Source organism: Desulfuromonas soudanensis, assembly GCF_001278055.1.
Taxonomy (GTDB): domain Bacteria; phylum Desulfobacterota; class Desulfuromonadia; order Desulfuromonadales; family WTL; genus Deferrimonas; species Deferrimonas soudanensis.
Map to the genome: position 1 here is coordinate 3098412 of NZ_CP010802.1, position 12604 is coordinate 3111015.

Sequence of the window (12604 nt, forward strand, 5' to 3'; positions counted from 1 at the left end):
GTCCTTTCTTTATTAATCCGTCGGGCCTCGGAATCAGACTTCCTCGTTCCCCTTCTGAATCATTTTGAGATACTCGGCATCGGGAAAACCGTCCAGCTTCATCCCGAGCGTCAGTCCCATGTCGGACAGAATGTCCTTGATCTCATTGAGGGACTTGCGCCCGAAGTTCTGGGTCTTGAGCATTTCAGCTTCTGAACGCTGAACCAGGTCGCCGATCAGCCTGATGTTGGCGTTTTTCAGACAGTTGGCGCTGCGCACCGAAAGCTCGAGCTCATCCACCGTACGGTAGAGGTTTTCGTTGATCTTGCGCCCCTCTTCACCCACGGCCTCCTCGACCGGCTCGATCTCCTCGTCGAAATTGATGAAGATCTGCAGTTGATCCTTGAGGATCTTCGAGGCATAGGCGACGGCGTCGTCCGGGCGGACGCTGCCATCGGTCGTGACTTCCAGGGTCAGCTTGTCGTAGTTGGTGATCTGACCGACGCGAGCGTTGGTCACCGTGAAATTCACCTTTTTGACCGGGCTGAAAATAGCATCGATGGGGATGGTGCCGACCGGTGCATTCTCGTCCCGATTGCGCTCGGCGGGCTCGTACCCTTTTCCCATGGCGACCACCATGTCCATTTCCACATCGGCCTCTTTGGAGCAGGTGGCGATATGGTGACTGCGGTTGATGATCTCAACGTGCGAGTCGGTAATGATGTCGCCGGCGGTGATAACGCCCGCCCCTTTTTTGACGATACGGACGTTGCGGCTCTCATTGCCGTGGACTTTGAGAAGCACGCCTTTGAGATTGAGGATGATATCGGTAACGTCCTCGGTCACGCCGGGAACAGTGGAGAACTCGTGAAGCACCCCTTTTATCCGCACCGAGGTAAGCGCCGCACCTTGCAGGGAAGAAAGGAGAGCCCGACGGAGTGAGTTGCCCAGCGTCGTTGCAAAACCCCGTTCAAAGGGTTCGGCAAAAAAACGGCAGTAACTGTCCGTCATCGTTTCCGTTTCAACCTGGAGGCGCTTGGGCTTGATGAGATCTCTCCAGTTTTTATACATTCGTATCCTCCGTATTGAGGTTACAGCCTTGGATTGCCAGGATTACTTGGAATACAGCTCGACGATGAGGTGTTCCTGGAATACAGGCGTGGTCATCTCTTCACGGATCGGAAGTGTTTTGACCGTTCCCTTGAACGCAGTGCGATCGAGTTCAATCCACGAAGGAACGCCGCGGCGCATAACACCGTCCAGGGCTTCGTTCACCCGGGCAATTTTCCGACTCTTTTCGCGGACTTCGGCAACATCTCCAACCCTCACAGAGAAAGAGGGGATGTTCACCTTGCGGCCGTTCACCAGAAAATGCCCCTGACGGACGAGCATGCGAGCCTCGTTGCGGGAGGTGGCAAATCCGCTGCGATAGATAATGCTATCGAGGCGCCGTTCGAGAAGTACCAGAAGGTTCTCGCCGGTGACCCCCTTCATACGGTCGGCTTCTGCAAAATACGACCGGAACTGCGCCTCAAGGAGACCGTAGGAACGTTTGACACGCTGCTTTTCACGCAGCTGCGTTCCGTAGTTGGTTACCTTGACGCGCCCCTGACCGTGCTGGCCGGGTGCGTAATTGCGGCGTTCGACTGCGCATTTATCGGTATGGCACCTGTCCCCCTTCAGGAACAGTTTCATATTTTCTCTCCGGCAAAGCCGGCAGACGGGACCAGTATATCTAGCCAACGTTCGTCCTCCTTATATCGTTAAACTCTTCTGCGTTTCGGGGGACGGCAGCCGTTGTGAGGAATCGGCGTAACGTCCTTGATCAGGGAGATGTTGAGTCCGGCGGCCTGCAGGGCACGGAGAGCGGACTCCCGACCCGAGCCGGGTCCCTTGACGTGGACTTCAACGCTGCGCATCCCATGCTCCTGGGCCTTTTTTGCGGCATCCTCGGCGGCCACCTGGGCCGCAAAGGGGGTACTCTTGCGGGACCCCTTGAAGGCCTTGGCGCCACATGTCGACCAGGAGATCACGTTCCCGGCGACATCGGTGATGGTGATGATCGTATTATTGAAAGTCGCCTGGATGTGAGCCACTCCAGTCGGGACGTTCTTCTTTTCCTTAGTCTTCCTGACTACTTTCTTACCGGGCTTAGCCATCGTTCCTCCAATTATTTCTTCTTACCGGCCACGGTCTTGCGAGGACCCTTCCGGGTACGGGCATTGGTTTTGGTTTTCTGGCCACGGACGGGAAGTCCTCGGCGATGACGCAATCCACGATAACAACCGAGATCCATCAAGCGCTTGATATTCATGGAAATTTCGCGACGCAGATCCCCTTCGACCTTGTGTTCACGGTCGATGACTTCGCGGATCTTGCCAAGTTCCACTTCATTCAAGTCGTCGGAACGGGTATTGAAATCTACCCCGGCCTTGGTCAGAATCTCCCTGGACGCGGAGTTACCAATGCCGTAAATGTAGGTGAGTGCTATCTCGCACCGCTTGTTTCTCGGTAAGTCGATACCAGCAATACGTGCCAATGTCTGTTCCTCCTAATCCCTTTATCCCTGTTTCTGCTTGTGCTTGGGGTTCTCACAGATAATCCGGACAATACCCTTGCGCTTGACGACCTTGCACTTGTCGCAGATTGCCTTAACCGAAGCTCGGACCTTCATCACTCTATTCCTTTTGGTAAGCCATTCTGTTATTGAAACACCGAAACCGCGCTGCCAGCCCCGGGATTACCGCCCCACCTGAATTCTCAACCGTCTTAACGAATCCGGGTCAGTATTTCAGGGCCGTCTTCGGTGACTGCTACCGTGTGTTCAAAGTGAGCGGAGGGTTTCCCGTCGACCGTGACGGCCGTCCACCCATCTTCGAGAATCTTCACCTCGGGGCGTCCCATATTGATCATCGGCTCGATGGCCAGAACCATACCGGCTTTAAGCCGCGGACCCTGTCCCGGAGGACCGAAGTTGGGGATCTGCGGGGCTTCATGCAGTTCGCGGCCGATGCCGTGGCCGACAAACTCCCGAACCACCGAATACCCTTCTTTCTCGACGCAGGTCTGAACAGCGCTGGAGATGTCGGACAACCGGCCGCCAATGACCGCCGCCTCAATGCCTAACTCCAGGGACCGCCTGGTGATCCGCAACAGTTTCGCCCTGTCGTCATCGATCGACCCGACGGGGATCGTCATGGCGGCGTCACCATAGAACCCCCGATAGACCACACCGAAATCGATACTCAGGATTTCACCCTCGGTCAGCGGGATCTCGTTGGGAAACCCGTGAACAACCTGATCGTTGGGGGAAGCGCAGACCGTGAAGGGAAAACCGCCATACCCCTTGAAGGCCGGACGGGCCTTCCTCTTCCGGCATTCATCTTCGGCCAGACTGTCAAGCTCCCGGGTCGTTACACCGGGACAGATTCGCTCCCGCAGCAACTCGAGAATTTCGGCTACCATTTCTCCGGCAACACGCATCTGGTCGAGTTCAGCACTGGATTTTAAAACGATCACGTCAACTGGTCCGACAGACGGCCAGCAGTTGTTCCTGGACAGCGTTCATTTCCTGCATCCCATCGATGACCGAAAGGAGACCGGCGCGACGGTAGTAATCGATAAGAGGAGCTGTTTGCTGCTGATAGACGTCCAGCCGATGACGTATGGTCGACTCCTGATCATCCTCGCGCTGAAAAAGCTCTCCGTCGCAGGCATCACACCTGTCGGCGACAGCAGGAGGATCGAACTTTACGTGATATCCCCGTCCGCAATCCCGACAGGTCCGGCGCCCGGTCAACCTTTCAACCAGAGCCTCGGTATCCACGTCGAGGGAGACGACGACATCCAGCTCCTTGCCGAGAGCAGCAAGAGTCTCCTTGAGAGCATCGGCCTGAGCTACGTTGCGCGGAAAACCGTCGAGAATAAAACCGGGGCGGCAGTCATCCTTCAACAGACGTTCCCTGACGATTCCCACCACGATCTCGTCGCCGACCAGCGCGCCGGAATCCATGCAGTCCTTGGCCTTGACCCCCATGGGAGTCCCCTCGCGGACTGCCGCCCGCAGGATGTCGCCCGTAGAAATCTGTGGGATCCCGAACCGTACCGTCAGCATCTTGGCCTGGGTGCCCTTTCCGGCACCAGGAGGTCCTAGCAGAATAAGCTTCATCGTTTCTATTGCCCTACCCGTGACGTCCCTTGAGGGTCACACCCTTCATGAACCCTTCATAGGAGCGGGAGATGAGATGCGCCTCGATCTGCGAGGCCGTATCCATTCCGACACCAACGACAATCAGCAAGGAGGTTCCGCCGAAATAAAAGGGGATATTAAATTGTCCGATCAATATGGTCGGCAGCACGCAAACCGCCGAGACATACAGGGCGCCGGCAAAGGTGAGCCGGCTCAACACCGTATCGATATATTCGGCAGTTGCCTTCCCGGGACGAATCCCCGGAACATAACCACCCTGCTTTTTGACATTATCGGCCACATCCACAGGGTTGAAAGTCACAGCCGTGTAGAAGTAACAGAAGAAGATGATAAATGCAACGAAAAAAACGTTATACAGCCAGTGGCTCGGAGTCATCATGGAAGCGACGGTCTGGACCCAAGGGACATCGACGAGGTTGGCCACGGTCGCCGGGAACATGATGATCGAACTGGCAAAGATGGGCGGGATGACGCCGCTCATATTGACCTTGAGGGGGAGGTGGCTGGTCTGGCCCCCGTAATTGCGCATGCCGACGACGCGCTTGGCATAATGAATCGGGACTCGCCGCTGGCCTCTCTCCATGAAGACGATGGCCCAGATTACGGCGACCATCAGCGCCACGATGATCAGCAACACCACCGGTGAGATGGCGCCGGTGGTCGAGAGACGCAGGGTGTTGACGATGGCCGACGGCATGTTGGCGACAATACCTGCAAAGATGATCAGCGAGATGCCGTTGCCGATACCGCGTTCGGTGATCTGCTCGCCGAGCCACATGATAAAGGCTGTTCCGGCAGTCAGGGTGATGATTGTCAGCAGGATGAAGCCGATGCCCTGGTCCGGGACGACCAGTTCGCCGGCCGGGCCACGCATGGTCTGAAGACCGACGGCGATCCCAGCGCCCTGGATGACGGACAGCACGATGGTTCCGTATCGGGTCCATTTGGTGATCGTCTTGCGCCCCTGCTCCCCTTCCTTCGACAACCGCTCCACGGGCTCAAAAACCACCGTAAGCAACTGCAAAATAATGGATGCACTGATGTAGGGCATGATCCCGAGGGCAAACACCGTCATGCGCTCAAGCGCACCGCCGGTAAAAGCGCTGACGAGACCCAGAAGAGTCCCCTGGGTTCCCTCAAAGAACTTAGCGAGAACCTGGGCGTCAATCCCCGGCGTCGGAACATGACATCCCACCCGGTAAACCGCAAGCATACCGAGAGTGAAGAGAATCCGTCGGCGCAGTTCGGGGATACGAAAGATATTTTGTATGCTCGCGATCAATTTAGATAACCTCGGCTTTGCCGCCCGCCGCCTCGATCTTAGCAATGGCCGACTTGCTGAACTTATGAGCCTTCACGGTCAGGGCCTTGGAGAAATCGCCGTCGGCAAGAATCTTGACGCCGTCCCCCACCTTATTGATCAGGCCGGCCTGGCCGAGGGATTCCAGATCAACGACGCTCCCGGCCTCAAAAAGCTCCAGGTCGCGCAGGTTGACAAGAACGTACTCCTTCTTGTTCAGGGAGGTGAACCCTCGTTTCGGAAGGCGGCGCTGCAGAGGCATCTGCCCACCTTCGAATCCTGCCTTGACGCCGCCGCCGGAGCGGGCATTCTGCCCCTTATGTCCCTTGCCGGCCGTTTTGCCGTTGCCGGAACCAGGACCACGTCCGAGGCGCTTTCTATTTTTGGTCGAACCGAGTGCCGGTTTCAGATTACTCAGATCCATAGCTCTATTCCTTGCGAAGTCAGTCTTCAATTGAAACCATATGGGAGACTTTGGCAATCATCCCACGGATTTCCGGAGTGTCCTGTTTGACCACGGTCTGATGAAGACGGGTCAACCCGAGTCCCTTCAGTACCTTGGTAAAATATTCTTTGCGGCCGATGCCGCTTTTTTTCAGGGTGATTTTAACTTGCCCGTCCATAATATGCTCCTTATTCGCCGGAACCAAACCCGCGGCGAGCCATGATTTCTTCAGCACTTTTGAGCTGAGAAAGAGCATTTAGGGTCGCCTTCACCACATTGTGCGGATTGTTGGAACCGAGACACTTGGACAGAATGTCGCCGACACCCGCCACTTCGAGAACGGCGCGCGTGGCACCTCCGGCGATGACGCCGGTACCCTGGGAAGCCGGTTTAAGCAGGACCTTGCCTGCACCGAACTTGCCAAGAACATCAAAAGGGATGGTACGGTCCTTGAGAGGAACACGGATCAGGTTTTTCTTCGCCTGCTCCACCCCCTTGCGAATAGCCTCGGGGACCTCTTTGGCCTTCCCGAGACCGAAACCGACAATACCCTCGCCGTCGCCCACCACCACCAGGGCGGAGAAACTGAAACGACGACCACCTTTGACGACCTTTGAACAACGATTGATATGAATGACTCGGTCAGTCAAGTTCAGCTCTTTGGAATCGATGCGAAGCAAAGACATCCTCCTTTACCTAGAAAGACAGGCCGGCTTCACGAGCCGCGTCGGCAAGGGCCTGAATGCGCCCATGATACAGAAAACCGTTGCGGTCAAAGACCACCTGTTTGATGTTTTTTTCAAGGGCTTTTTTGGCAATTGCCTCGCCCACCGCCTTGGCCGCTTCGATATTACCGGTGTATTTCTGACCATCGGCAACGTCCTTGCACACAGTTGAAGCAGCCACCAGAGTCGTTCCGGTGATGTCTTCGATAATCTGTGCGTAAATATGTTTAGCGCTCCGGTAAATGCAGAGTCGAGGGCGCCCGGTCGTACCCCGGACCTTACGACGAACCCGGACCTGACGCTTCAACCGTGCCTGAGCCCTTTTATTTGCAACGCTCACGATAGTTCTCCTTGCCTGCACGTCACTTATTTTTTGCCGGTCTTGCCAGCCTTACGGATAATCCGTTCATCAGAATACTTGATGCCCTTGCCCTTGTAGGGTTCAGGTTCGCGGAATGACCGGATCTTCGCCGCCGTCGCCCCGACAAGTTCCTTATCGATCCCCTTGACCGTGATCTTCGTCTGCTTTTCGACTTCCGCCGAAATGCCGGCCGGCAAGGGGTATTCGATGGGGTGCGAGTAGCCGAGGGCCAGATTCAGCACCGGACCCTTGAGCTCGGCGCGATAACCAACGCCGTTGATCTCGAGGATCTTCTGGTACCCCTTGGTAACACCCTCGACCATATTGGCGATCAGCGTCCGCGTCAACCCCTGCATGGCCCCGCCATTCCGTCCCTCGGGAGCGGTCACCAGGATTTGGTCGACATCCACCTGGACGTTGACCTCCTCACGGAGCGTCCTGGTGAGTTCACCGTTGGGTCCCTTGACATTCAGGGTCGTTCCGCTCTGAACCACCTTGACTCCGGAAGGAATCGCAATGGGTTTTTTTCCAATTCTTGACATCGTCTTCATACTCCTAGAGCCGAATCACTTACCAGACGGTGCAGAGAACCTCTCCGCCAACCTCAGCCTCACGGGCCGCCGCATCGTGCAGCACCCCCTTGGAAGTCGAGAGGATTGCGTTCCCCAGGCCACTCTTGATCATGGGGATTTCCTCCTTGCCGACATAAACACGACGACCTGGAGTAGAGATCCGCTTGATTTCGTGAATCACATGTTTGTTATCATTGTCGAATTTCAGATAAATCCGCAGCACGCCCTGCTTGTCGTCGCTGACGGTCTTGAAATTCTTGATATACCCGAGATCTTTGAGCACCGTGGCAATGGCCACTTTTACGTTGGACGACGGCATGTCCAGTTTGGGGTGCTTCGCCATCCCCGCGTTCCGAATACGGGTCAGCAGATCCGCAATAGGATCGGTCATTGCCATGAATACAGCTCCTCTATGCTTTCTTTACCAGCTCGACTTAGTTACACCGGGAAGTTTACCTTCCGACGCCAGCTTGCGCAGGCAAATCCTGCACATATCAAATTTCCGGTAATAGGCCCTGGGACGACCGCAAAGGGGACAGCGATTGTATTTCTGCACGCTGAACTTTGGTGTCGCCGCAGCCTTAATCATCATCGATTTCTTAGCCACTGTAAACCTCCGCTATCCTTCCGACTTTTTCCTAAAGGGCATTCCCATTCCAGCAAGAAGGGCACGCCCCTCTTCGTCAGTCCTGGCTGAGGTGACGATGGTCACATTCATTCCCTTGACCTTGTCGATTTTCTCGAAATCAATCTCAGGGAAAATCAACTGCTCTTTGATCCCCAGAGTGTAGTTACCCCGGCCGTCGAAAGCTTTGGGCGAAACGCCCTTGAAATCGCGGACACGAGGGAGGGCAACATTGATCAGACGATCAAGAAACTCATAGGCTCTGTTCCGGCGCAAAGTCACCATGCAACCGATGGGCATCCCTTCACGAAGCTTGAAGGTGGCGATGGAGTTCTTCGCCTTGGTGACAACCGCCTTCTGGCCACTGATCCGGCCCAGTTCCACAACGGCCGACTCGAGAATTTTGATATTCTGAATGGCCTCCCCGAGGCCCATATTGATAACGACCTTCTCGATCCGGGGGACTTCCATAACATTTTTAAGCTGCAGGTCCTTCATGAGCTGAGGTGCCAGCTCGGCCTGGTATTTCTCTTTCAGTCTGGCCATGGAAATCCTCCGTTACTTATCCACGATCTCGTTACACTTCTTGCAAAAGCGGGTCTTGGTGCCATCGTCGAGGATACGCACGCCGGTACGAGCCGCCTTGTTGCACGCCCCGCAGAGAAGAAGGACGTTCGACGCATCGATTGCCGCTTCTTTCTCGACGATTCCACCCTCGGCATTGGCCCGATTCGGACGAGTGTGCCGTTTGATCATATTCAGGTTCTCGACGACAATCCGTCCTTTTTCCGGGAAAACCCTGACAACCTTGCCGGATTTGCCCTTCTCCTTCCCCGCTATGACCATCACCATGTCATCTTTTTTGACATGAAATTTCTTTGCCGCCATTGCTTCTTATCTCCCAGTTACTAATTTAGAGTACTTCGGGGGCCAACGACACGATTTTCATGAAGCGGCGGGCCCGGAGTTCACGGGCGACGGGTCCGAAAATACGGGTCCCGACAGGCTCTCCGGCAGCATTGACCACCACGGCGGAGTTCTTGTCGAAGCGGATATATGAACCATCCGGGCGGGTTATTTCCTTGGCCGTCCTGACAATGACGGCACGAACCACGTCACCTTTTCTGACCTTGGAATTGGGCAGGGCCTCCTTAACGGAGCAGATGATGATATCGCCAAGACCGGCGTACTTCCTCTTGGAGCCGCCAAGCACCTTGACGCAGCAGAGCTTCCGTGCACCGGAATTGTCTGCGACATCAAGCATCGTCTGCATCTGAATCATGGCTTGTATCTCCTAAACGGTTACGTTCTTTTCTAAGATTTCGCGGACTCTCCACCGCTTATCACGGGACAGCGGTCTGGTCTCCACGAGGAGAACCTTGTCGCCGACGCTACAGCTGTTCTGCTCGTCATGCGCCTTGTAAGTCACCCCACGCTTGAGGTATTTTTTGTAGACGGGATGCTTGATCAGCTGATCGACCTTGACAACCACGGTCTTGTCCATCTTGTCGCTGACCACAATACCCATCAGGGTTTTACGATTTCCACGCTCTTTATTAATATCTGTCATCGCCATTCCTCGCTATCCCAGCTTTTCCCGCAGAACGGTCTTTACCCGGGCGATATCTTTTCTGACCTGGTTGACCCGGCCGCTGTTCTCCAAGTGTCCCGTGTGGAGCTGGAACCGAAGATTGAACAACTCCTGATTCAATTCCTGATCTTTCTTCGCCAGATCCTCGACACTGAGGTCTCTGATCTCACTAGCCTTCATTGCCGATTTCCTCCCTGATCACAAACTTGGTTTTCAAGGGGAGCTTATGAGCTGCGAGACGGAAGGCCTCGCGGGCCTCTTCCAAATCAACCCCCTGCATCTCATAGAGCACAACACCGGGCCGGATGACTGCGACCCAACTGTCCGGAGAACCCTTTCCCTTACCCATACGGGTTTCGGCAGGTTTCCGTGTCAGCGGCTTGTCAGGAAAGATCCTGATCCAGATCTTGCCGCCGCGCTTGACATAGCGGGTCATGGCACGACGAGCGGCCTCGATCTGTCGAGAAGAAAGCCAGCCGCAGGCCAACGCCTGAAGACCGTAGTCGCCGAAGGTGATTTCGGTACCACCCTTGGCGGCGCCCTTCATGCGCCCCTTAAATGTTTTTCTATGCTTAACCTTCTTGGGCATTAACATAACAGATTACTCCTATCCCGATCACTCTTTACTGTGCTTTTGCGAGAACTTCGCCCTTGAAGATAAGAACCTTGACGCCGATAATGCCGTACGTGGTTTTCGCTTCTGCGAACCCGTAATCGATATCGGCGCGCAGGGTGTGCAGCGGCACACGCCCTTCACGGTACCATTCGGTACGGCTCATTTCAGCGCCACCGAGACGGCCGCTGCAGTGGATCTTGATCCCCTGGGCGCCGAACTTCAGTGCCGAACTGACGCTCTTCTTCATGGCCCGGCGGAAGGCGACGCGGCGTTCGAGTTGAAGTGCGACGTTTTCAGCAACGAGCTGGGCATCGATTTCAGGTTTGCGAACTTCCTGAATGTTGATGAAGACTTCCTTGTCGGTGAGTTTGGCCAGCTCCTTTTTGAGAGCCTCAACCTCGGAACCCTTCTTGCCGATGATGATCCCGGGACGAGCAGCAAAGATATTGATCTTCGCCTTGTTGGCAGCCCGCTCCATTTCGATCTTGGAAATACCGGCGTGAAAGAGCCTTTTCTTGAGGTAGTTGCGGAGCTTGATATCCTCATGCAACAACTTGGCGTAATCAGCCTCGGCATACCACTTCGAGTCCCAGGTCTTGATGACCCCCAAACGAAATCCTATTGGATGTACTTTCTGGCCCAAACTATCACCTCCTCAACAGATTATTTTTCGTCAAGCACAACCAGAATGTGACTGGTCGGCTTACGGATTTTGGTCGCACGTCCCTGCGCCCGCGGGATGAACCGCTTAAGTGCGGGCCCCTGATCGACGGTGATGGTCTTCACATACAACCGGTCGACGTCAGAGACGCCCTTCTGCTCTGCATTGGCGACAGCCGAACTGACCAGCTTGGCGACGATGTCGGCAGCCTTCTGCGGAGAAAATTTGAGGACATTAAGAGCGTCCTGCACCTTCTTGCCACGCACCAGGTCGACGACCAGGCGAGTTTTCTGCGGTGACAGACGGATATAACTGAGTTTGGCTCTGGCTTCCATGAATCTATAGCTCCTTACGCGGAATCACTATTTCTTCTTCAGCTTGCTCTTCTTATCCGCGCCGTGCCCATAATAGGTCCGGGTGGGAGCGAACTCACCAAGCTTGTGACCGACCATGTTCTCAGAAACGAAGACCGGAACAAACTTCTTGCCGTTGTGGACAGCAAAGGTAAGACCAACGAATTCAGGGAATATGGTCGACCGGCGGGACCAGGTCTTGATGACCTTTTTGGCCAACCCTTCAGCCGCCAACTTGCGTGTAATACATTCTTGGACGTAAGGCCCTTTTTTTATTGATCTAGCCACTGCCGTCTCCTCTATCAGAAAATGGTGTTATTTCGTCTTACGCCGAACGATAAAACGATCGGTCCGCTTATTTGTACGGGTCTTGTAGCCCTTGGTCGGAACACCCCAGGGTGTTACGGGGTGGCGGCCACCGGAACTTTTACCTTCGCCACCACCGTGGGGATGGTCGACCGGGTTCATTGCCACACCACGCGTCTGGGGACGCTTGCCGAGCCACCGATTACGGCCGGCCTTGCCGATCTTGATGTTTTCATGATCGGCATTGCCGACCTGGCCGATGGTGGCACAGCAGTCCTGGAGGACCAGGCGAACCTCGCCGGAGGGGAGACGAAGCTGGGCATACTTCCCTTCCTTGGCGGCAATCATGGCATAGGTTCCGGCGCTACGGGCCAATTGTCCGCCCTTGCCGACCCTGAGTTCCACATTATGAACCCAGGTACCGAGAGGCATGGAGCGAATCGCCATGGCGTTGCCAGGCTGAATATCCGCCTGCTCGCTGGCAATGACGGTGTCGCCGACCTGAATACCGACAGGCGCCAGGATGTAGCGCTTTTCCCCGTCAAGGTAGTTAAGGAGGGCAATGCGCGCCGAACGGTTGGGGTCATACTCAACAGATACGATCCGAGCCGGAATTTCTTTCTTGTCCCGCTTGAAATCGATGATCCTGTATTTGCGTTTGTGTCCGCCCCCGGTGTGACGCTTTGTAATCCGGCCATAATTGTTACGGCCACCGGTCTTCTTCAGGGGGGCAACAAGAGACTTTTCCGGCGTCGAGGTCGTAACCTCCTCAAATGTCGAGGCAGTCATGTGACGACGACCGGGAGAGGTCGGCTTGAATTTTTTGATCGCCATTATCGTACTCCGTATCGCTTGATTAC

General features: G+C 55.2%; 25 protein-coding genes. All 25 read right to left on the reverse strand.

Features of this window, described 5'->3' with window-relative positions; genetic code table 11:
- Positions 1 to 33 precede the first annotated feature (33 nt).
- On the reverse strand, positions 34 to 1050 hold the full coding sequence (locus DSOUD_RS13815; RefSeq protein WP_053551557.1) for a DNA-directed RNA polymerase subunit alpha: 1017 nt from the start codon (positions 1048 to 1050) through the stop codon (positions 34 to 36).
- Between the two features lie 42 nt (positions 1051 to 1092).
- Positions 1093 to 1722: a 30S ribosomal protein S4 gene (gene rpsD / locus DSOUD_RS13820; RefSeq protein WP_053551558.1), complete on the reverse strand. Its 630-nt coding sequence runs from the start codon at positions 1720 to 1722 to the stop codon at positions 1093 to 1095.
- Positions 1723 to 1742: 20 nt separating this feature from the next.
- Positions 1743 to 2138, reverse strand: a complete 396-nt coding sequence (gene rpsK, locus DSOUD_RS13825) for a 30S ribosomal protein S11 (protein ID WP_053551559.1) — start codon at positions 2136 to 2138, stop codon at positions 1743 to 1745.
- 11 nt (positions 2139 to 2149) lie between these two features.
- A complete protein-coding gene (gene rpsM / locus DSOUD_RS13830) occupies positions 2150 to 2518 on the reverse strand; it encodes a 30S ribosomal protein S13 (protein WP_053551560.1) in 369 nt (122 codons plus the stop codon).
- A 21-nt stretch (positions 2519 to 2539) separates the two neighbouring features.
- A complete protein-coding gene (gene rpmJ / locus DSOUD_RS13835) occupies positions 2540 to 2653 on the reverse strand; it encodes a 50S ribosomal protein L36 (RefSeq protein WP_053551561.1) in 114 nt (37 codons plus the stop codon).
- Between the two features lie 95 nt (positions 2654 to 2748).
- Positions 2749 to 3498: a type I methionyl aminopeptidase gene (gene map / locus DSOUD_RS13840; protein ID WP_053551562.1), complete on the reverse strand. Its 750-nt coding sequence runs from the start codon at positions 3496 to 3498 to the stop codon at positions 2749 to 2751.
- A 1-nt stretch (position 3499) separates the two neighbouring features.
- Positions 3500 to 4147, reverse strand: coding sequence for an adenylate kinase (locus DSOUD_RS13845; RefSeq protein WP_053551563.1), 648 nt, complete (start codon positions 4145 to 4147; stop codon positions 3500 to 3502).
- 13 nt (positions 4148 to 4160) lie between these two features.
- Positions 4161 to 5471 carry a preprotein translocase subunit SecY gene (gene secY / locus DSOUD_RS13850; protein WP_053551564.1) on the reverse strand — a complete coding sequence of 437 codons (1311 nt, stop codon included), beginning with the start codon at positions 5469 to 5471 and terminating at the stop codon, positions 4161 to 4163.
- Position 5472: 1 nt separating this feature from the next.
- Entirely contained in the window at positions 5473 to 5913 is a 441-nt protein-coding gene (rplO, locus tag DSOUD_RS13855) for a 50S ribosomal protein L15 (protein ID WP_053551565.1), read from the reverse strand.
- Positions 5914 to 5932: 19 nt separating this feature from the next.
- Entirely contained in the window at positions 5933 to 6112 is a 180-nt protein-coding gene (gene rpmD, locus DSOUD_RS13860; RefSeq protein ID WP_053551566.1) for a 50S ribosomal protein L30, read from the reverse strand.
- Positions 6113 to 6122: 10 nt separating this feature from the next.
- Positions 6123 to 6614, reverse strand: coding sequence for a 30S ribosomal protein S5 (gene rpsE, locus DSOUD_RS13865; RefSeq protein ID WP_082351288.1), 492 nt, complete (start codon positions 6612 to 6614; stop codon positions 6123 to 6125).
- Positions 6615 to 6630: 16 nt separating this feature from the next.
- Entirely contained in the window at positions 6631 to 7002 is a 372-nt protein-coding gene (rplR, locus tag DSOUD_RS13870) for a 50S ribosomal protein L18 (RefSeq protein WP_082351420.1), read from the reverse strand.
- 23 nt (positions 7003 to 7025) lie between these two features.
- Positions 7026 to 7562 carry a 50S ribosomal protein L6 gene (gene rplF, locus DSOUD_RS13875; protein WP_053551569.1) on the reverse strand — a complete coding sequence of 179 codons (537 nt, stop codon included), beginning with the start codon at positions 7560 to 7562 and terminating at the stop codon, positions 7026 to 7028.
- 28 nt (positions 7563 to 7590) lie between these two features.
- Entirely contained in the window at positions 7591 to 7989 is a 399-nt protein-coding gene (gene rpsH / locus DSOUD_RS13880; protein ID WP_053551570.1) for a 30S ribosomal protein S8, read from the reverse strand.
- Between the two features lie 24 nt (positions 7990 to 8013).
- The gene (locus DSOUD_RS18020) at positions 8014 to 8199 is read right to left on the reverse strand and encodes a type Z 30S ribosomal protein S14 (RefSeq protein WP_082351289.1); all 186 of its coding nucleotides are present in this window, start codon (positions 8197 to 8199) and stop codon (positions 8014 to 8016) included.
- A 12-nt stretch (positions 8200 to 8211) separates the two neighbouring features.
- On the reverse strand, positions 8212 to 8763 hold the full coding sequence (rplE, locus tag DSOUD_RS13885) for a 50S ribosomal protein L5 (protein WP_053551571.1): 552 nt from the start codon (positions 8761 to 8763) through the stop codon (positions 8212 to 8214).
- A gap of 12 nt (positions 8764 to 8775) precedes the next feature.
- Positions 8776 to 9105, reverse strand: a complete 330-nt coding sequence (gene rplX, locus DSOUD_RS13890) for a 50S ribosomal protein L24 (protein WP_053551572.1) — start codon at positions 9103 to 9105, stop codon at positions 8776 to 8778.
- Positions 9106 to 9130: 25 nt separating this feature from the next.
- On the reverse strand, positions 9131 to 9499 hold the full coding sequence (gene rplN, locus DSOUD_RS13895) for a 50S ribosomal protein L14 (RefSeq protein WP_053551573.1): 369 nt from the start codon (positions 9497 to 9499) through the stop codon (positions 9131 to 9133).
- 12 nt (positions 9500 to 9511) lie between these two features.
- Positions 9512 to 9787: a 30S ribosomal protein S17 gene (rpsQ, locus tag DSOUD_RS13900; RefSeq protein ID WP_053551574.1), complete on the reverse strand. Its 276-nt coding sequence runs from the start codon at positions 9785 to 9787 to the stop codon at positions 9512 to 9514.
- 12 nt (positions 9788 to 9799) lie between these two features.
- Positions 9800 to 9988, reverse strand: coding sequence for a 50S ribosomal protein L29 (rpmC, locus tag DSOUD_RS13905; protein ID WP_053551575.1), 189 nt, complete (start codon positions 9986 to 9988; stop codon positions 9800 to 9802).
- Positions 9978 to 10403, reverse strand: a complete 426-nt coding sequence (rplP, locus tag DSOUD_RS13910) for a 50S ribosomal protein L16 (protein WP_053551576.1) — start codon at positions 10401 to 10403, stop codon at positions 9978 to 9980. Before rplP ends, rpmC begins: the two co-directional genes overlap by 11 nt.
- Before the next feature lie 28 nt (positions 10404 to 10431).
- Positions 10432 to 11067 (reverse strand): 30S ribosomal protein S3, encoded by a 636-nt coding sequence (rpsC, locus tag DSOUD_RS13915; RefSeq protein ID WP_053551577.1) that lies wholly within the window; start codon positions 11065 to 11067, stop codon positions 10432 to 10434.
- A gap of 20 nt (positions 11068 to 11087) precedes the next feature.
- Positions 11088 to 11420, reverse strand: a complete 333-nt coding sequence (rplV, locus tag DSOUD_RS13920) for a 50S ribosomal protein L22 (RefSeq protein WP_053551578.1) — start codon at positions 11418 to 11420, stop codon at positions 11088 to 11090.
- 27 nt (positions 11421 to 11447) lie between these two features.
- Entirely contained in the window at positions 11448 to 11726 is a 279-nt protein-coding gene (gene rpsS / locus DSOUD_RS13925) for a 30S ribosomal protein S19 (RefSeq protein WP_053551579.1), read from the reverse strand.
- Between the two features lie 27 nt (positions 11727 to 11753).
- On the reverse strand, positions 11754 to 12578 hold the full coding sequence (gene rplB / locus DSOUD_RS13930) for a 50S ribosomal protein L2 (RefSeq protein ID WP_053551580.1): 825 nt from the start codon (positions 12576 to 12578) through the stop codon (positions 11754 to 11756).
- Positions 12579 to 12604 lie beyond the last annotated feature (26 nt).